Annotated in this window: 19 protein-coding genes; 12 read left to right on the forward strand and 7 right to left on the reverse strand. The window is 35.6% G+C overall.

The window, feature by feature from the left end; translation table 11 throughout:
- Positions 1 to 242 precede the first annotated feature (242 nt).
- Complete coding sequence (locus BD809_RS06780; protein WP_148782212.1) at positions 243 to 1,445, forward strand: sensor histidine kinase; 1,203 nt, start codon at positions 243 to 245, stop codon at positions 1,443 to 1,445.
- A gap of 30 nt (positions 1,446 to 1,475) precedes the next feature.
- On the opposite strand, the gene BD809_RS06785 is transcribed toward BD809_RS06780, so the two are convergent.
- A complete protein-coding gene (locus BD809_RS06785; RefSeq protein ID WP_148782213.1) occupies positions 1,476 to 2,720 on the reverse strand; it encodes a response regulator in 1,245 nt (414 codons plus the stop codon).
- Between the two features lie 236 nt (positions 2,721 to 2,956).
- Here BD809_RS06785 and BD809_RS06790 point away from each other — a divergent pair, with 236 nt between their 5' ends.
- Positions 2,957 to 3,541 (forward strand): hypothetical protein, encoded by a 585-nt coding sequence (locus tag BD809_RS06790; RefSeq protein ID WP_170251774.1) that lies wholly within the window; start codon positions 2,957 to 2,959, stop codon positions 3,539 to 3,541.
- A 50-nt stretch (positions 3,542 to 3,591) separates the two neighbouring features.
- On the opposite strand, the gene BD809_RS06795 is transcribed toward BD809_RS06790, so the two are convergent.
- Positions 3,592 to 4,458 carry a sigma-70 family RNA polymerase sigma factor gene (locus BD809_RS06795; RefSeq protein ID WP_148782215.1) on the reverse strand — a complete coding sequence of 289 codons (867 nt, stop codon included), beginning with the start codon at positions 4,456 to 4,458 and terminating at the stop codon, positions 3,592 to 3,594.
- Between the two features lie 273 nt (positions 4,459 to 4,731).
- Here BD809_RS06795 and BD809_RS06800 point away from each other — a divergent pair, with 273 nt between their 5' ends.
- Entirely contained in the window at positions 4,732 to 5,163 is a 432-nt protein-coding gene (locus tag BD809_RS06800) for a hypothetical protein (RefSeq protein WP_148782216.1), read from the forward strand.
- 8 nt (positions 5,164 to 5,171) lie between these two features.
- On the opposite strand, the gene BD809_RS06805 is transcribed toward BD809_RS06800, so the two are convergent.
- Together BD809_RS06805 and BD809_RS06810 are read right to left on the reverse strand one after the other, a co-directional pair.
- The gene (locus tag BD809_RS06805) at positions 5,172 to 5,993 is read right to left on the reverse strand and encodes an MBL fold metallo-hydrolase (protein ID WP_148782217.1); all 822 of its coding nucleotides are present in this window, start codon (positions 5,991 to 5,993) and stop codon (positions 5,172 to 5,174) included.
- A gap of 64 nt (positions 5,994 to 6,057) precedes the next feature.
- Positions 6,058 to 6,813, reverse strand: coding sequence for a sulfite exporter TauE/SafE family protein (locus BD809_RS06810; protein WP_148782218.1), 756 nt, complete (start codon positions 6,811 to 6,813; stop codon positions 6,058 to 6,060).
- 143 nt (positions 6,814 to 6,956) lie between these two features.
- Here BD809_RS06810 and BD809_RS06815 point away from each other — a divergent pair, with 143 nt between their 5' ends.
- On the forward strand, positions 6,957 to 8,678 hold the full coding sequence (locus BD809_RS06815; RefSeq protein ID WP_170251776.1) for a SulP family inorganic anion transporter: 1,722 nt from the start codon (positions 6,957 to 6,959) through the stop codon (positions 8,676 to 8,678).
- Here the strand turns inward: BD809_RS06815 and BD809_RS06820 are convergent, their stop codons facing one another.
- Positions 8,679 to 9,644: a carboxypeptidase-like regulatory domain-containing protein gene (locus BD809_RS06820; protein WP_148782220.1), complete on the reverse strand. Its 966-nt coding sequence runs from the start codon at positions 9,642 to 9,644 to the stop codon at positions 8,679 to 8,681.
- A 386-nt stretch (positions 9,645 to 10,030) separates the two neighbouring features.
- Here BD809_RS06820 and BD809_RS06825 point away from each other — a divergent pair, with 386 nt between their 5' ends.
- Entirely contained in the window at positions 10,031 to 10,711 is a 681-nt protein-coding gene (locus tag BD809_RS06825) for a DMT family transporter (RefSeq protein WP_317130858.1), read from the forward strand.
- Positions 10,712 to 11,022: 311 nt separating this feature from the next.
- Here the strand turns inward: BD809_RS06825 and BD809_RS06830 are convergent, their stop codons facing one another.
- Positions 11,023 to 11,274, reverse strand: coding sequence for a hypothetical protein (locus tag BD809_RS06830; RefSeq protein ID WP_148782221.1), 252 nt, complete (start codon positions 11,272 to 11,274; stop codon positions 11,023 to 11,025).
- Between the two features lie 351 nt (positions 11,275 to 11,625).
- On the opposite strand from BD809_RS06830, the gene BD809_RS06835 reads away from it, so the two are divergent.
- Positions 11,626 to 12,303 (forward strand): DUF2293 domain-containing protein, encoded by a 678-nt coding sequence (locus BD809_RS06835; protein WP_148782222.1) that lies wholly within the window; start codon positions 11,626 to 11,628, stop codon positions 12,301 to 12,303.
- A gap of 18 nt (positions 12,304 to 12,321) precedes the next feature.
- Here BD809_RS06835 and BD809_RS06840 read toward each other — a convergent pair whose 3' ends face one another.
- A complete protein-coding gene (locus BD809_RS06840) occupies positions 12,322 to 13,065 on the reverse strand; it encodes an acyl-CoA desaturase (RefSeq protein ID WP_148782223.1) in 744 nt (247 codons plus the stop codon).
- 253 nt (positions 13,066 to 13,318) lie between these two features.
- On the opposite strand from BD809_RS06840, the gene BD809_RS15555 reads away from it, so the two are divergent.
- The 6 genes from BD809_RS15555 (at position 13,319) to BD809_RS06865 (ending at position 18,162) form a co-directional block, all read left to right on the forward strand.
- Complete coding sequence (locus tag BD809_RS15555; protein WP_170251777.1) at positions 13,319 to 13,489, forward strand: hypothetical protein; 171 nt, start codon at positions 13,319 to 13,321, stop codon at positions 13,487 to 13,489.
- The gene (locus BD809_RS06845) at positions 13,482 to 13,868 is read left to right on the forward strand and encodes a YchJ family protein (protein WP_148782224.1); all 387 of its coding nucleotides are present in this window, start codon (positions 13,482 to 13,484) and stop codon (positions 13,866 to 13,868) included. Before BD809_RS15555 ends, BD809_RS06845 begins: the two co-directional genes overlap by 8 nt.
- A gap of 120 nt (positions 13,869 to 13,988) precedes the next feature.
- A complete protein-coding gene (locus BD809_RS06850; RefSeq protein ID WP_148782225.1) occupies positions 13,989 to 15,116 on the forward strand; it encodes an AI-2E family transporter in 1,128 nt (375 codons plus the stop codon).
- 67 nt (positions 15,117 to 15,183) lie between these two features.
- Positions 15,184 to 15,750: a hypothetical protein gene (locus BD809_RS06855; protein WP_148782226.1), complete on the forward strand. Its 567-nt coding sequence runs from the start codon at positions 15,184 to 15,186 to the stop codon at positions 15,748 to 15,750.
- A gap of 96 nt (positions 15,751 to 15,846) precedes the next feature.
- Positions 15,847 to 17,160: a cation:proton antiporter domain-containing protein gene (locus BD809_RS06860; protein WP_148782227.1), complete on the forward strand. Its 1,314-nt coding sequence runs from the start codon at positions 15,847 to 15,849 to the stop codon at positions 17,158 to 17,160.
- 180 nt (positions 17,161 to 17,340) lie between these two features.
- A complete protein-coding gene (locus BD809_RS06865; protein ID WP_148782228.1) occupies positions 17,341 to 18,162 on the forward strand; it encodes a M48 family metallopeptidase in 822 nt (273 codons plus the stop codon).
- The last annotated feature ends 11 nt before the right edge of the window (positions 18,163 to 18,173 follow it).

Raw genomic sequence — 18,173 nt, forward strand, 5'->3', positions numbered from 1 at the left:
GCCCGTGATATACTAAATAGTTGCTATCATTTTCCCAAACTATTGTTAATAGAGATGATTGAGGAATTCGCAAAAAATTTGTGTTAATTACAAGTATTATTAACTATTATGGTTTAACCGTTTTAAAAATATGGTAAAATGATAATAGTAAACAGTTCTGCTATAAATTAATACTATGATAAAACACACATTTTATCGGTAAGATGCATTAGTTTTGCACAGTTATACTCAAATATTCTTATATGATAGCCCCAAGTTTATCTCCCAATGAATATGAGCGTCAAAAAGCAGTTGATAAGTATAAGATGCTAGATAGCATCCCAAATTCAAATTTTGATGCATACACTTCATTACTAAGTTACATTTGTAATACTCCTATTGCTTTAATAACCTTGTTAGATAATCAACGTAATTATTTAAAATCACATCACGGTGTTAGCTTTGATCAGGCACCTCGAGAAACCTCTTTTTGTGGTCATGCGATTATTAATGAGGCTCCGGTGATGATCGTTGAAGACGCACGATTGGATGCTAGATTTTTTGATAATCCACTTGTTACAGAGCAAAACATTGTTTTTTATGCCGGCGTTCCCTTGATTGATAAAGAAGGTTATAAGTTAGGTACGTTATGTGTCTTTGATTATGAGCCAAGAACATTGGACGATAGTCAGATACGAGCCATGCTTACTATGGCAAATCAGGTAATGGAATTATTTGAACAAAAATTAAAAAACACACAATTACAAAAATTCCAAGAACAATTGGAGTTACGTAATCAGAACTTAGAAAAATTTGCGCGTGTTGTTTCTCACGACCTCAAATCACCTTTAGCTAACATCACTTCACTGACAGAGCTCTTAGAAATCGACAATGGCGATATTTTAAGCGAAGATTCCTTGTTGTATATCAAATACTTAAAAGCTTCTTCATCGGCGTTGCGTGAATATATTGATGGGTTATTGGCATTTTATAAAAGCGATAATATTTTAAAGCATAAACGAGAAGCTGTTCCGGTAGCTATCTTTTTCGACAGAATTGCAGAGCTATCCGGATTATCTGATGAAGTAACCTTTTCTTTTCCTAATGAACAAACGGAAATTGTGATTAATAAACCTGCCATGCAGCAAGTTTTTTTAAATCTGGTTACAAATTCTTATAAGTATAATACTAAGGAGGAAGTTAGAATTACAATAGGTTTTGAAAAACGTAACGATGCTTATCGATTTATTCTTGAAGATAACGGTAACGGTATATCTAACGAAGATCAGGAGAAAATCTTTGAATTGTTTACTACCTTAAATACACAAGACCGTCACGGTAACTCGGGAAGTGGTATAGGATTGGCGACAGTAAAAAAAATCATCACGAATTTACAGGGAACAATAACTATTGAATCAAAACTGGATGCTGGTAGCCGATTTATTATAGAAATACCGGTAAGGTAATAGCACCAAGGTTAATACGTTGCTAATGATCTAACTCTTCGTGTTTTCTATGTTTTTGTTTATCAATTCTAACAAATGATTTTTATCGTAAGGTTTTAAAATGTAATCATTTAGTCCCGCCTGTATAATTTGCCTGTTGAGCTGGGTAACGTCTACTGCAGTAAGTGCTATGATTGGTGTGGCTTGATCAAATTCACGGATTCTTTTTGTAGTACCAATTCCGTTTAATTTGGGCATATTGATATCCATCAATATAATGTCATACGAATTATCACGAACAAGGTCAATAGCATCATACCCATTATCAATAGTGGTACAGTCAAAGTTTTCACTGGATAAAATTTTATCAGCAACAAGCAAATTAAGCTTATTATCATCAACTACCAGCGCTCTCAATTTATCTGATGTTACTGTTTTTTCTGCAATGGATTGTTCTGTATGTTGACTAGCTTTTTTGAAAGTTACAGCAAAGGCGTACTCGGATCCCGAAAAGCTACTGTCTTGTTTAATAATTTCACTATCCAAAGCAGTGGCTAAACTTTTGACGATAGTCGAATTAAGCCCGATCCCCAAATATGAACGTTTTTCGGTTTCAATATTGGTGAACTCTTCATAAATGGAATCTTCATCTTCTTTAGAAACCTCGCTACCATCAAAGCGAATATTAAAAGAAATTGTACAACTAGTTGCATCATCCTTTATCGTATCAACTGTGAATAACACTATCCCATTTTTGCTGAATCTTAAAGCGTTACTGATCAAGTTCATTAAAATTTGAGTTAATATCGCCGGATCACTTTCCAGTTGTTCGGGAATCGATTCATCAAATTTAAAATCTAAAGTATTATCACTGTTCTCAGTTGCATAACTGAAAGAATTAACAAGGTTGCTTACCGTATCCTTCAAATTAAAAGAGGTCTTGGCAGGAATTAATTCTTCATAGTTGATATAATTAACCTGTAAAATATTATTTATAAGCGATAGTAAATAATCTCCAGAAAATTTAAGCGATCTAAGATTTCTATTCGACTTCAGCTCAGGGTGTTCTTCTACAATAAGCCGTGTTAATCCCATCATCCCATATAACGGCGTTCTCAACTCGTGACTTAAGGTTGATATAAACTCTTGCTTTAGCTTTGCTTGTTGCTCAGCTCTTTGTTGCGAAATCTTAAGCTCCTTATTTTTGCGTCGTAAATCTAGAATTATTTTACCGGTGTAAAATAGCACTAGAACGAGTATAATTAGTAAAGCACCACAAATAATAGGATATGTCATAAAATTGGATTCAAGTTAGCAAAATAACATATATGAATTGACTCTCAAAAATTTATTTCTATATTTTTTGACTTCATCATTTAAATAAATGTTATGTTACCATTACTGTATGATGAAAAAATTACTTTAATAATTCAATATTGGTTATCTTTGATAGTATGAAGGAGCGTAGAAATTATCTAAAAGTTTGGTTCGTGGGATGTTTTATCTTGTGTTCTCTTTTAGGATATTCACAAATGGATCGAGGAACAATGGGTGGTGTTGTAAGTCCTTTAGGTACATCTACAAATGCTTCCAACGGATTAAACAGCGCATCTTCTTCATTATTGAATAGTAATAGCTCGAACTTGAACTCAGATAAATTTCAATCTTACAGCAGACAAAACGAACCGAAGAAATTGATGGGAGATGACCAATTTCATAAAAATACCCATACGTTTACTCCCAATTACTTAAAACGTGAAAAGGAAGAAAATGCTGAAGGGGTCACCGATCAATATTTTGGAGATTACAGTAACAGTGGTGAATTTATACAACTTGTCTATAGAGATTTTGGAAGTGTAGATGGTGATGTGATACGGGTGTATCTGGATGATGATGTGATTAGAGGGAATGTCTATCTTACGGGTCAATATACCGGCTTGATTATAGATCTAATTCCAGGATTTAATAAAATCGTAATAGAAGCTTTGAATCAAGGGACCTCTGGTCCTAATACAGCACAATTTCAAGTGTATGATGACAAAGGGAAATTAATTACGACAAATCAATGGAATTTACTCACAGGAGGAAAAGCTACGATGATTATTGTTAAAAATTAATCACCGCAACTTCTATACTTATAATGCAACTAAACATTAGTCCGATTATCCTATCCCAGGTAATTTTTTAATATTCTATTTTTAGAACGATTACGCAGGCGACGAATGGCCTTTTCACGAATTTGTCTGACACGTTCTCTGCTAATATCAAATGTTTGACCTATTTCTTCAAGTGTCATAGCGGCTTGATTGTTAAGGCCAAAATTCAACATTACTACATCCTTTTCACGGGGTGTCAATGTATCCAATGCACGTTCTATTTCAATTTTTAGAGATTCATGCATCAATTCATTATCAGGTTTCGGAGTATCACCGGATTGCAGCACATTGTACATGTTGAAGTCATCTTCGCCTTCCTGAAAAGGAGCATCCATTGATAAACTTCGACTAGAATTTTTTAAAGATAATTTTACCTTACTAATTGATATCTGTAATTCGCTCGCTATTTCCTCGGCGGTAGGTTTACGTTGATATTTTTGTTGTAAATGCCCCATTACCTTATTTATCTTGGTAATCTCACCTATTTTGTTCAATGGAAGTCGTACAATTCTAGCTTGTTCAGCAATTGCCTGTAGGATTGCCTGGCGAATCCACCAAACTGCGTACGATATAAATTTAAATCCCCGCGTCTCATCAAAGCGCTTTGCTGCTTTAACCAAGCCTACGTTGCCTTCATTAATTAAATCAGGTAAGCTCAACCCTTGATTTTGATATTGTTTTGCAACAGAAATCACAAAACGCAAATTTGCACGAGTAAGTTTGTTTAAAGCGGTTTCGTCTCCTTTTTGAATACGCTTCGCCAATTCTACCTCTTCATCGGCAGTAATCATATCGATTTTACTCACATCCTGTAAGTAACTGTTTAACGACTTAGATTCTCTATTCGTAACTTGCTTTGTAATTTTTAGTTGTCTCATGTATATCCTTATTATTTACTTGTCAAACACATATGATAATCATTAGAATACTAAGAACCAAAACAATAACATAGTTTTATGAATTTAACCCGGTGTTAATGCGTTATTTCTTAAAGGATTAACATAAAAAAGGATAGCCGTAGGCTAGCTAATGAAAATGCGTACAATTGAGTCGTAGACAAAAAAATAGTCTTATTTATATTTTATGTCACCTCACAAAGATTTTACCCTATATTTGGCACTTATTTTTTTAAAAATAATGGACTAAATTGAATGTATAAAATAGAACGACATCAAAACTTTGTAAAAAAATATGTGCTCGAATTTTGTACACTTTATTTTTTTACATCTATTGTAGTGGTCGAAGTACATGAAGGGGTTCATTTTAACTATGATAAGGCAACCTACATAGGAGAATTAACCGCTATACATTTTGAAAAAAGACCTTTTGGTTATATTTCACATCGCATTCACAGTTATGCATTGGAACCTATGGATTATAAGAGGATTTATGAAATTTTTCCTAACCTGGCGATTCTAGCAGTTGTTTTATTTAATTCTCATCAGGAAACAAGTCTAAGAGTAGAAGAGATTTTCTTTCAGAATAATATTATGAGTTTTGATCAGTTGGATATCGCTATCGACTGGGTTGAAGAATATATGAAATCCCTGCCAAAGCTAAACAATGACAAGGATTTAGCTTAATCTAAGGTCTATTTAATCTTTGGATACCAGTCCAGTTGGATGACTTCTATAGCTGGGTTATTTGAATTTACTATGGACTTAAATTCTGCCACATCGCTTAGACCATCTGTTCCACGATAGTGATAAGGATATACTTTTTTAGGCTTAAAATCCAGCACAGCATCGGCAGCACTTTTTACAGTCATAGTATACGGTAGGTTCATACACACAAAAGCATGATCAATATTATCTAAATTACGCATTTCCGGTATATCTTCGGTGTCTCCCGAAAAATAAACACGTTCGTCGTCCAAAGTTAAAACATATCCATTACCTCTTCCCTTTTCGTGAAACTTTAAAGCTTCTTCTCTCAAGTTGTACATAGGTATCGCCTCAATTTTAATGTTCATAAGATTCTTGACCTCTCCGTTAGCTAGTAAGATCAATTTATCGGTATAATCAGCCGGTAATTTTTCGGCTACCGCTTGAGGAACTACTAATTTTGTCTTACTTAAGTCCAAACTATTTAATGTCTCGATATCCATATGATCTCCGTGTATATCGGTAATCAATACTAAATCGGGAGAAGGGAATTTTTCAAATGCTTTATTACCACCTGTCGGATCAAGGTAAATTGTTTTGCCCTCAAATTGCAATACTGCTGTAGCATGTGAAATAGGAGTAAGCTCAAAAGAAGCCATTTTGTGGTCGGACTTGCTAATATTTTCAGAAGCCATTTCAGATTGTGAAACATTTTCAGGTGCTTCGGCTGATGATTTTTTTGGATTTTCTTTACAGGCTACAGTGGCAGCTGCTAAAAAAACCAAAAAATATTTATAGTTAATTTTCATAATGAAATATATTTTGGTTTAAGATAAGATATATGAGGAAGTGATAAAAAACATTAAAGGAATATTAACTATCCCAAAGTAGTTTTATGGCCATCGCAATAACCATCACTACCAGAAAAAACTTAACCATTCCATCACCTTTTTTAACTGACCATCTGCTTGCAAACCATCCTCCGGTAGCATTACCCGCAGCAAGCACAATACCATATAGAAAATTGATTTGATCATTAAGAATAAAAACTAATAATGCTGCTACAGTGTAAATAGCAACTACGAGGCTCTTAATAGCATTAGACTTAACCAGACTCATGTGATTGATAGAAGAAAGCGCCAATAAAATAAATATACCAATTCCTGCCTGAATAAACCCACCGTAGATTCCGATAAAAAAGAATGCAATAACTGACCACCAAAAATAGTTCCCTGTAATTCTCTCAAAAGTTTCCAATCCGTTTCTTTTAGGTTGAAAAACCATAAAGAGAACCACTAAAATCATAACGACAGCCAAAATTTGATTAAAAGTTTCTCCTTTGATATCAACCGCTATTTTTGCTCCTATCAGCGATCCTATCAATGCAGAAAGTCCCAGATAGACTCCAAATTTTGAGGTATGTACTCCTTTACTACGAAAACCTGCAACTGTTGTAATCCCTTGAATCAAAATACCAATACGATTGGTACCGTTTGCGATCGCTGGTGGCAAACCCATAAAGATTAACATAGGCAATGTAAGTAACGAGCCACCTCCAGCCAGTGTATTAATAATTCCTGTGATAAATCCCACAAGTACTAACAGCGCCAACATGTAATATTCATTCATATAAAAGGTTTATTTTTTCAAAAGTATTGAAAACTTTCAGGTAAAAATTAATTTGTTTAAAAAACACTTGGGTTATCAACACAATCTGTTGTAGTTTTAAGGTCACTTAAAATTTATAGTTCATCAAAACATTATCTCACTTTTTGCCTATTTTGAACACCCTTAAGACGTATCGCTTTGAGATTTTTAAAGCAGATCTAATTGCGGGGACAACCGTGGGTGTGGTTTTGATTCCGCAAGCTATTGCCTATGCATTATTGATGGGTGTACCTCCCATATATGGACTGTATGCATGTTTAATTCCGTTAATCATTTACGCACTTTTAGGTACTTCAACACAATTGAGTATTGGTCCGGTGGCAGTAACTGCCATTTTGATTATGAGTGGTATAAGTCAGTTGGCCATCCCATTCTCTGATACTTTTGTGCATCTGGTAATTTATACCGGATTGTTAATCGGCATAGTACAGGTGTTAATGAGCATATTTAAAATGGGATTTTTAACCAACTTGATATCACAACCCGTAATTTCAGGGTTTATCTCAGCCGCCGCGATCATTATTATCATGTCACAAATCAAAGAAGCTTTAGGTATTAATATGCCCAGATATGATCAGAGCTATGAGGTTCTGATACACTTAACACAAAATTTTTCAGAAATTAATATTTATACTTCTCTATTATTTATAACAGCAATAATTTTAATGTTGTTACTTAAACGATGGAAAAAGACGTTTCCCGGGGCATTGATAGTACTTGTTTTAGGAGCGTTAGCAACCTATCAATTTGGATTGAACGATCGGGGAGTGGCTATTATTGGCGAAGTACCAAAAGGTTTACCTTCATTTGTAGTTCCATTTGCCGATTATCAAACACTACTAAATTTATTACCCACTGTTTTTACCGTAACACTAATAGGATTTATTGGAAGTATAGGAATTGCTAAGTCTTTTGAGATGAAAAATCGGGATCATACCGTACGGGCAAATCAGGAATTACTGGCGCTGGGAATTTCAAAAATTCTGGGCGCATTTTTTCTTGCTGTTCCGTCATCAGGTAGTTATAGCCGATCGGCTATAAACGATCAGCAAGGAGCCAAAACTACCATAGCTTCTCTTGTAACAGCTGTCTTAATTATTGTGTCGTTATTGTTCTTTACTAAGTTCTTTTATTATATTCCCAAAAGCGTTTTGGCGGCAATTATTGTATTATCCGTACTGGGTTTACTTGATTTTAAAGGGGCCAAAATGTTATTGAAATTGAGGAGACGCGAATTCTTGATTATGGTAATAACGTTTCTATGTACGCTATTTTTGAGTATTGAAATAGGCATATTGATTGGGGTATTATTATCGTTTATTTTTATGTTGTATTATAGTTCCAGACCGCATGTGGCTGAATTAGTCAATATTCCCGGAACCGAATATTATCGAAATTACGAACGTTTTCCTGAAGCTTCCAAAGCAGCAAAATATTTAATTTTGAGATTTGACAATCAACTCTTTTTTGGTAACACAAACTATTTTAGAGAAACTATTATGGCGGCTTTACAAAAGCGTGAAACGCAACCTGAATTTTTTATTCTGGACATGACCAATATGCACGATATCGATAGCACAGGTTTACACACCTTATATAATGTAAATGCGTATTTGTCAATTAATAATGTACAGTTATTAATTTCTGGAGCAATAGGTCCTGTACGTGACTTTTTAAAACGCTCCGGATTTACTGAACAACTGGGAGTCGACCATTATTTTATGACCATTACCGAAGCGGTATATTTTACAGCGCATCCGGATCAACATCCATCAGAAAGACAGATAGCGTTACAGCACAATACGCAACGTTCTATTATGGATTAACTATTTGGTGCCTTCATAGACGTGAAATTTAACTCCCATACCATAATTTGTAAATCCACGCTGAATTAATGAATTTCCTTTAGTATAATTACTGTCAAAACGTTGCCAGGTACGATTTTTATAGAAAATCCTTCTCGTAAATGTGATAAAGTTGTCTATCTTGTCTGTAAAGGGTAAAAGCGGTCTGAAGGTGGTAGAAATCTTTACAAAACCTTTGGGTGTTTCCACCTCATGGTATTTACGAGTATCTTGTAAATTACCTTCACTATCCGTGTAACCAAGCACTTGAATTGAGATGTAAATACCATCAGAAGGTACGTATATTTTATATTCTGAAATATCAAGTTCAAAATTTGCTTTATCTTTTTCTGTCACCCGAAAAATTATGTCCTCATATGGCAGACGTTTTGAAGGTTTACCATCCACATTGCTATAGAATTGCATTTTAAACAATGTTGAAAAGGCTTGTGGTTTGCCAGAAGCGCTACGCGATGCTTCCATTTTAACAGGTAAGTAAACCGAAGCAATTTTTACCGGTGTGGTTGATGGTTTAGGAAAAAACACACCTATTTCAGACTCTACTGTAGGGAGCCAACATTTAAAGTAATCGGCGTGTACTTTTGATGCAATCTTTTTGACCTTGTATTTTCTTCTTTTTTCTCCGGTTAGATATACTTCCTGCAACTGTGCTATATCCTGTTCCATAATCAAGGCCGAAGGCATAGTACGTGTATCGACCACCTTGTCTTTGTATCCAACTGCTGTAATATATAGTGTGTCAATATCAGCATATCGCTTAGGGGAAAAATAAAATACTCCATTGGCATCGGCGAACATGCCATTGCCGTTGCCAAATGATATGGTGGCATATGAAACGGGCTCTTTTAATAAGGGATCGTGTAGCTCATAGCGTTGACCATAACCAAAGGCGGAGATACATAGTAGTAGGTAAAGTAAGATTTTCATCGCAGATATAGGGGCATTTATCGTGCCGTGAATATATTAAAACGAAATTATATAGAAGAATAGTATGTTGGGTAAATCGTAAAAATTAGTATTTCTATAGCGTATTCGTAACATTTACTAGGGATTATTGTTAATATACTATTTATAGAGGTTATTTTTTTTTCAATACTCAGAGAATGATTAGCATGAAGTAGTGGGGGGAAAAGGTATCTTTGAACCAATGAGGCAAGCAATATACTTTATGGTAATTAGTGCATTATCGTTTACGATGATGAATCTTTTTGTCAAATATCTGGTACATTTTAGTGCAGCACAATTAATTATGTTTCGGTCGGTAGGCTCCTTGGTATTCACAATGAGCTTCTTACACTATAAAAAAAATTCCTATGCTGGGGAGTAAACGCACATTATTAATAGCAAGAGGGTTGGCTGGTGTAACTTCTATGGGGCTGTTTTTTCTTGCAGTGCCTTATCTTCCAATTGGAACCGCAGTTTCTTTGCGGTACACATCGCCCATATTTGCAGCTTTATTAGCAGTTGTTTTTTTAAGAGAACGCATCGCCTCTGTACAATGGTCGTTTTTTTTACTTGCTTTTTCCGGAGTTTTAGTAATTAAAGGATTTGATCCGGATATTAATTTAGTGGGTCTGGTATTGGTACTGTGTTCGGCTTTGGCGAGTGGATTTGTTTACATACTTATAAATAAAATAGGACACAGTGATCATCCTGTTGTTATTGTAAATTATTTTATGTGGATTTCCTTTATTGTAGGTGGAACCTTCAGTATTTTCTATTGGACGACTCCGAGAGGAATTGAGTGGTTACTGTTATTAAGTCTTGGTATTTTTGGCTATTTTGGACAATTATTTATGACCAAAGCCTTTCAATCCCAAGTAACTAATAAAGTGGTTTCTTTAAAATATATTGAAGTTATTAGTACTATGCTCGCAGGAATTGTTTGGTTCGGGGATCGTTATCCGGTATTGAGCATTATGGGAACCGCTATGGTAATACTGGGATTACTATTGAATATTCTATATAAAACTAAAAAAAATATTAAAGATTGAGATATATTAAAAGATACTTTAATATTACCATCTCCGACTTACGCTGTTACGCATTCTTATAATCTCACCTGGATTTGGGTCAATGCCTCTCAAATGAGCAACAATGGTACGTACGCTGACTATACGCTGAACTATTAAGTAACAGTAGGGGATAAGGTTATTTAAAAATAAAGCCGCGAAGCGATACATGGGGCGGTAGCAGTAGTGCAGAATTTTGAACAGTATGCAAAACTAGCTAGTGTATCGCAAACGAAAGCTGAGACAATGTAAGGGTATTTCGCTTACAATGGAACTAAGGGCAAAAAAAGGGGTTAGGAAAAATCAGTGTCTAGATAGAACTGTAATTTCTTTTTATCGCTAAAGCTGTTAATAGTTAAAATATTTCCATCTAGCTTGTTGTAAATGACTTCAGCAAATAAACCTTTGATGTAAAAGATACTATATTGAAAGTCTCTGTTATAATCATTAACGGTAAACAAATGCTGACCATCATTCCAGATGTTAAAATACTTTTCGGCTAAGTTTTGAGAATTGAAATTTTCAATGAGAGTAGTTTTCCGCATAAGCACAAGTTTTATTGATTTGGAGTAACTAAATTACGGTTTTTCCGTAATACTTCCAAATTTATTTTTCACTAACTCACTAGTTTATAGTTGTAAACCGGTGAGTAGTTTAAAGAACCAATGGTTATGTGAGGGCGCAGATTCCCTGATTTTATAAGGGTTTGGGTGTTGTTGAGTGAAAATTTCTGGTCTTTGATTATATAAAAAAGAGTTTATAAAAATTGAGAGCCATATTAATTATTAAAGACACTATATTTTTTATTAAAGTAATTTTATAATCTCTCTTAACTCATTTTATTTCCAAAAAAACACCCCAAAACCATTACTTTTGCCTATCTAAAATCATAGCTTTTGGCAACCGAATCTCAAAATATCTTCCTTACCAAAAAAGAGAAACTCAAATGTAGCGTTTGTGGTAAACGCATACCAAAAGGTAAATCCTTTGTAGCAGAAAGTGAGAATCACAAAGGCAGCTGTTTTACATGTTCGCCCTTTGTGGGTTATGTATTCTTACCTTCGGGAGATGCGGCACTTACAAGGCGTTCAAAAAAACATTCGGATCGTTGTGCTGTGGTATTAGAATGGAATGTACGGCGTAAACGTTTTCAACGTACCGGACAACTGGTACAAGAAATGGCTATTAAAATAGCAGAAAAAGAATGTGCTCAAGATGCTGCTATTCGCGCAGAGAAAAATAAAAAGGCTGCGATTGTTCGTGAACAACAAGATCGCATCTACGTAGCAGCTTTTGCCAAAGCAATTCGTGCTCGATACCCCGTATGTCCATCGCAACGTGAAGTTGCTATCGCACAACATGCTTGTGAGAAGTATAGTGGTAGAGTAGGGCGGACCGCTGATGCAAAGCAGTTCGATGCTAAAATGATAGACCTTGCTGTAGAAGCACATATTCGTCATACTGAAACCAATTATGAAGCCCAATTTGGAAGAGGCAAGGGAAAAAAACAAATTCGATCAGAAGTTAAAACTGATATTCAGCAGGTGCTACGCCAGTGGAGAGGGTCTCTATAATCCTAATACGGTTTTGGACTATTTAGAGACAGCACTCGGTTTTAATTTTATAATTCGTAATTTATGTAATAGCAGCATAATGTAATATGTAGGATCGATTTCGTGCCAACGCACTCCGCCGAAATTAGCACGATTTGCATATTTATGATGATTGTTATGATAGCTTTCACCCATCATTAAGAAATCAACAGGAAACAAATTCTTAGACGTATTATTCATCTTAAAATTAGTATAACCTACTATATGACCGAACCAATTGATAATCACCCCATGAATTGGAGCCATAAAAAAGGCAACCGGTAAAAATAACCATTGCCACCAGGCTGTAGCAAAAAAGTAGAAAAACGCAGTATAAAATAATCCCCAGGCAATTCTTGAACCGTTCGAACTTGCAAATTTGTCAAAACGTTTCCATTGCGGTGCATTTTTGGTAAATTTTGCATCCAAAGCGATACGCTTGTTATTAATATCCTGATAAATGGATTTTGTTCGCCACATCATACTAAATAAATTACTATCATACTTAGGTGAATGTGGATCTTTCTCTGTGTCTACGTACGCATGATGCATACGGTGCATAACACCATATCCGTAAGCACTCAAATAGTTAGAACCCTGAAATACCCAGGTGAGCACAAAACACATTTTTTCTGTCAGTTTAGACATTGTAAACGTTTGATGCGCGGCATATCTATGAAGAAAAAAAGTTTGAAAAAATAATCCCATATACCATAGGATCAATATAAAGATGAGTATAACCATTGTAGTCTTTGCGTGCTAAATTTTTGAATTTAAAAAGCTTTTCCAATCCGGTACTTCAAAATGCATACCAAATCGACACTTAGCGATTGCAAAAATAAGACTATCTACCCATAAAGTCACGTTAAACAAAGCATAAAGTTGCCCCTGACAGCTGGCATAATAGAATCAATTGTTCCGATCCGGTAAGTGTATATCAGGTTGTGTTGAACAAAAAGTTTACTTTTGTAGCTTATCATTACAGCTTGTTACCATTATGGCAAAATCAGGAAGACCCAAAAACACAAAAAATAAAGCAAAGCATGCGAAGCTTGTGGATCGTAAAAAGAATAAATTACGTCAAAAGCAGGACGAACGAACTGAGCGATTAAAAGCATTAAAGGAAAAGATCAAAGAGCATACACAAGACAGCGCTACTAATGACTAAATGTCCTTGCGATACCACCAAGACTTATCCAGATTGTTGTGAGTTAATTCACAGAAATATTGACAATGCCAAAACCGCTGAGGACTTAATGCGGTCCAGGTATACAGCTTTTGTACTTGCCAATGGAGCGTATCTTATGAAGAGTCATCATAGTACCACGCGACCGGTTCATGATACAGAGGAAATCGTTGCCTGGGCAAAGTCTGTACAATGGATACGATTGGAAGTCCTAGGTACTACAAAAGGGGGGCATAACGATAAGGAAGGCACCGTACATTTTAAAGCATATTTTTTTGAGGGTGGTATAGTTCAAGTGATAGAAGAACATTCATTGTTCGAACGAGAAGAGGAGCATTGGGTCTATGTGGGAGCAATGTAAGTGTTAAAACCATAACGTTTGCTTAGTAGTATTGTTAATTAGAGGTTAAACCAGAGTATCATAATTAACACTGCCTGAAACATACAGTATCTTAGTTGGAATAATCAAAACCAGCCACGCATGTCCGAAACTTTTGTCAAACGTTTATTGGTAATCGTACTTTCCATTATCGGAGTTTATTGTGTTATTATAGCACTCATACAAACACAACAGTATATCGCACCCTTGGTATTAGGTGGATTATTTGCAATGTCTTTATTACCATTATACAATGCCTTACGTAAGCGTAGATTAGGTTCAGGACTAGCAGCATTTGTCTCACTGGGCGTTTTAGTTGTTGCCTTGGGTGTGTTGATATTTATATTTTCAACCCGTGTCAAAGGTGTGGTAAGCGAATGGAATAATTTACGCACAGAGATGTTACCCACGGTCAATAACGCACAGCAATATCTAGACTCAAATTTGGGAATCCAATTTAAAGAACTGGACCGGTTGATAAATTTTATGAAGCCAAATGATCAAAACGATTCTCAAAGTTTTACCATTTCAACGCGTATGGTTTCAGACACGGTAAATCCATTATTTGGGGTAGTGGGTTCTTTTTTTCTGATCTTGATATATATCTATTTCTTTCTCTTTTTCAAAGAGCACATTCACAAAGCTATTCTTAATTTTTTCTCTGCATCTCACCAAAAGGCTGCTAAAAACGCATTGCATAATGCAGCGATTGTATGTCGTCAATATTTTATAGGTAAAATGGTGCTTATTATTATTCTTGCGATCATTTATTACACGGGTTTACAAATTATAGGTGTAAAATATGCATTGTTTTTGGCGTGTTTTGCAGCGTTACTCTCTGTTATTCCCTATGTTGGAAATATTATTGGAGCAGGACTGGCGATTTTATTAGGAATGGTAACCGAGGGCCTTACTCCAGTATCCGTAATAATAGGGGTTGGCATTACTTTTACCATCGCCCAGTTTATTGAGAGTTATATTCTTGAGCCTTTTGTTATAGGGAATAAAGTTGGACTTAATGCACTGTTTACCATTTTGGCTGTAGTTTTTGGCGGAGCACTCTGGGGAATTGTGGGGATGGTGGTAGCAATTCCGTTAGTCGGAATATTGAAGGTGCTGTTCGATGCCATTCCTTGGTTAGCGCCGATTGGAACATTAATAGGTAACATTGAAGAACCCAAGTCTAAAGGTAAAATATCAGCCATCATACAAAAAATAAAATTCTGGTAACAGTCAAAACCTCCTTTACTTTTCAAATATTTTGTGATTACTTTGTCCCGGGAAAACAACTAAGCTATTGGAAGAACAGGAGAAGAAAAAAATAAAAAAATTTACGAAACATAACTTTTTTGATCGTACCTATTGTGTGTTTCAAGGGGCACCATTATGGAAAATTTCACGTAGAAAGCCTCACTACCGCAGTGAATCGGGCAGTTCGTATTATTATACTACCAAGGGTGTATACCGCCTCTCTAATCATTGGGGACGCGCTGCAAGCTGTCAATGGAGATTATTGTCTGATTTACCTGCCGAAATTGATGATTTACGATTGGGATATGCTGATTGGGAGGATTTTAGAATAAATATGGATGAAGCAGCTGATGCGTACTATATTTCGGTTGATTTTGAAACGAAATCGGTTCAATACAATCATAAACATGATCCGGACTATGATCAGGTAGCGGTGGTACGAACCGCCGATGATACCCGTAAACGTATCAAACAGATTAAAAATATTCTGGAAGATTATAAGTGGGCCAAATATTTTGAATATGAGGATCTGGAAGAATTTAGAAAAGAGGTGGTAATGCAACTTATCAATACCGATATTGATCTTAATGAGTTAAAAAGGTCATTGATGTAAGGGACGTTAGGTTCCATCGGTCTAAAAATACATTTGTATTTGGATAATTTTAGTATCTTTTCAGTCCAAATCAACAACGAATCTAAAAACCTACATATGGAAATTTTCTCGTCCTATAATTTAATCATAGGCTTTTCAGTCATTATTATTCTATCTTTTATATTTAATGGCTTAGCTAAAAAGACGAATGTACCTGCGGTTTTAATGTTAATTGTGTTAGGTGTCATAATACAACATGGTTTGGCATCTTTTGAAGGTGAACCTTTTGATTTTTTTCCGATGCTTGAAATTCTTGGAATCATCGGTTTGATTATGATTGTACTGGAAGCTGCCTTAGAACTCAAGCTCAAACGAGAGAAATTACGTCCTATTTTGGTAGCCTTTACAATTGCGTTAATTGGCTTAGTCGTTTCCACGTATCTAGCTGCGTTAATATTATATGGTTTGGTCGATGGGATGACGATGCAATCTGCCTGGTTATATGCTACCCCATTATCTATTTTATCCAGTGCTATTATCATTCCGTCGGTTGTCAGCCTTTCAGAAGTGAAAAAGGAATTTCACATTTATGAAAGCACCTTTTCTGATATTTTGGGAATCATGTTATTTTATTTTCTAAGCGGAAGTTTAAATCCCGCCGAAGATACGGGAGTAACAGGTTTTGCGCTGAACTTAATTCTTACGATAGTGATTTCTCTCATTGCGAGCTATGGTATCATCCTTATTTTTCAGAAAATAAAAAGTCAGGTAAAATTATTTCTGCTTATCGGGGTTTTACTCCTTTTATATGCCGTTGGAAAGAAAATGCACTTATCGTCTCTAATTATTATTTTAATTTTTGGATTAGTAATTGCGAACATGAAATTGTTTTTTCAAGGGAGGTTAAAAGAATTTATAAATTTTGAGAAAGCAAAATCCATTTATCATGAATTACATGTGATTACAGCTGAAACAGCCTTTGTAGTTCGAACATTTTTCTTTGTGATATTTGGAATAACCATAACACTATCTTCCTTATTGAGTTTGCGGGTTACCTTAATAAGCATCCTGATTATTGTTACAATTTATGCGATCCGATATGGCTTGTTACGATTGTTCATGGGTAAAGATATAAGTCCGCAAGTGTTTATTGCACCCAGAGGGTTAATTACAGTATTACTTTTTTACGCGATTCCGGCAGAAGCTATTATTCCGGGATTCGAACCCGGTATATTACTATTCGTAATTATTGGGACCAGTTTAATCATGACCGGCGGTATGATATGGGATAAAAAGCGAGAACGCTTACGTCTGGAAGCTGAAGACGAACTGATTATTGAAGATGTTGAAATACCCGCTGTGGTACCGCAGCCTGTATCAAGAATGTCATCGACCGGTTCTACACCTTCATCCGGTAATTTGGATTCGTAATTTCGGGCTATAGGCATTTTACGTTAAAGCCATCGTAAATTTTTGAACAGCTATATTCTAATTCGTAATTTTAACACGTAAAAACTTATAAAGTTTTATAAAACATGTTAGAACCATTTTTGTCGTACTTATACCATGGTCTCATAGCATGTATATATGTTAAGTAAAATAAAACCACCCATGAAAATTAAAAACACTCTATTTATAATAGGAGCAACGGCATTAATAATGTCTTGTGCTACAAATCCTTTTACCGGAAAACAAACATTGGCGATTGTACCGAATTCACAAATTTTTCCAATGGCTTTTCAGCAATATGACCAATTTTTGGGTGAAAATAAGGTAATAACCGGTACCTCTGAAGCTCAGATGATTACCCGTGTCGGACAAAAAATAGCTAAAGCCTCAGAACGCTGGTTAAACGCCAATGGCTATACCGGATATTTGGATGGGTATCAGTGGGAATATAATTTAGTTAAAGACGACGCCGTAAATGCCTGGTGTATGCCGGGAGGTAAAATTGTTTTCTACACTGGAATTTTACCTATTGCAAAAACTGAAGCAGGAATTGCTGCTGTAATGGGACATGAGGTAGCTCACGCTTTGGCAAATCACGGACAACAACGTATGAGTGCAGGACAATTACAACAAGTTGCCGGAGCTGCAACATCAGTTGCCATTCAAAATAGAAGCGAAAGCACCCAGCAAATTATCGGTACAGCCTTTGGTTTAGGGACGCAATTCGGAGTTATGTTGCCCTTTAGCCGTAGTCATGAGACAGAAGCTGATAAAATTGGTTTACAATTAATGGCGATTGCCGGGTATAACCCTGATGAAGCCGCAGATTTGTGGAGACGAATGAAAGCAAATAGTGGAGGACAATCCCCACCAGAGTTTATGAGCACGCATCCATCCAGTGATACGCGTATCGCAAATCTTACTGCGTGGGCTCCGGGTGCAAAGGCAGAAGCACGTAAGTTTGGTGTTACCAACTTTAAATAATTGTTAGTAGC

This window comes from Aquimarina intermedia, from assembly GCF_008124785.1.
GTDB classification, from domain to species: domain Bacteria; phylum Bacteroidota; class Bacteroidia; order Flavobacteriales; family Flavobacteriaceae; genus Aquimarina; species Aquimarina intermedia.

Excerpts from the sequence above, each read along its gene's own strand:
- BD809_RS06780 (WP_148782212.1), top strand. The coding sequence starts at position 243 with ATGATAGCCCCAAGTTTATCTCCCAATGAATATGAGCGTCAAAAAGCA.
- BD809_RS06785 (WP_148782213.1), bottom strand. The coding sequence starts at position 2,720 with ATGACATATCCTATTATTTGTGGTGCTTTACTAATTATACTCGTTCTA.
- BD809_RS06790 (WP_170251774.1), top strand. The coding sequence starts at position 2,957 with ATGGATCGAGGAACAATGGGTGGTGTTGTAAGTCCTTTAGGTACATCT.
- BD809_RS06795 (WP_148782215.1), bottom strand. The coding sequence starts at position 4,458 with ATGAGACAACTAAAAATTACAAAGCAAGTTACGAATAGAGAATCTAAG.
- BD809_RS06800 (WP_148782216.1), top strand. The coding sequence starts at position 4,732 with ATGTATAAAATAGAACGACATCAAAACTTTGTAAAAAAATATGTGCTC.
- BD809_RS06805 (WP_148782217.1), bottom strand. The coding sequence starts at position 5,993 with ATGAAAATTAACTATAAATATTTTTTGGTTTTTTTAGCAGCTGCCACT.
- BD809_RS06810 (WP_148782218.1), bottom strand. The coding sequence starts at position 6,813 with ATGAATGAATATTACATGTTGGCGCTGTTAGTACTTGTGGGATTTATC.
- BD809_RS06820 (WP_148782220.1), bottom strand. The coding sequence starts at position 9,644 with ATGAAAATCTTACTTTACCTACTACTATGTATCTCCGCCTTTGGTTAT.
- BD809_RS06825 (WP_317130858.1), top strand. The coding sequence starts at position 10,031 with ATGCTGGGGAGTAAACGCACATTATTAATAGCAAGAGGGTTGGCTGGT.
- BD809_RS06830 (WP_148782221.1), bottom strand. The coding sequence starts at position 11,274 with ATGCGGAAAACTACTCTCATTGAAAATTTCAATTCTCAAAACTTAGCC.
- BD809_RS06840 (WP_148782223.1), bottom strand. The coding sequence starts at position 13,065 with ATGGTTATACTCATCTTTATATTGATCCTATGGTATATGGGATTATTT.
- BD809_RS15555 (WP_170251777.1), top strand. The coding sequence starts at position 13,319 with ATGGCAAAATCAGGAAGACCCAAAAACACAAAAAATAAAGCAAAGCAT.
- BD809_RS06845 (WP_148782224.1), top strand. The coding sequence starts at position 13,482 with ATGACTAAATGTCCTTGCGATACCACCAAGACTTATCCAGATTGTTGT.
- BD809_RS06850 (WP_148782225.1), top strand. The coding sequence starts at position 13,989 with ATGTCCGAAACTTTTGTCAAACGTTTATTGGTAATCGTACTTTCCATT.
- BD809_RS06860 (WP_148782227.1), top strand. The coding sequence starts at position 15,847 with ATGGAAATTTTCTCGTCCTATAATTTAATCATAGGCTTTTCAGTCATT.
- BD809_RS06865 (WP_148782228.1), top strand. The coding sequence starts at position 17,341 with ATGAAAATTAAAAACACTCTATTTATAATAGGAGCAACGGCATTAATA.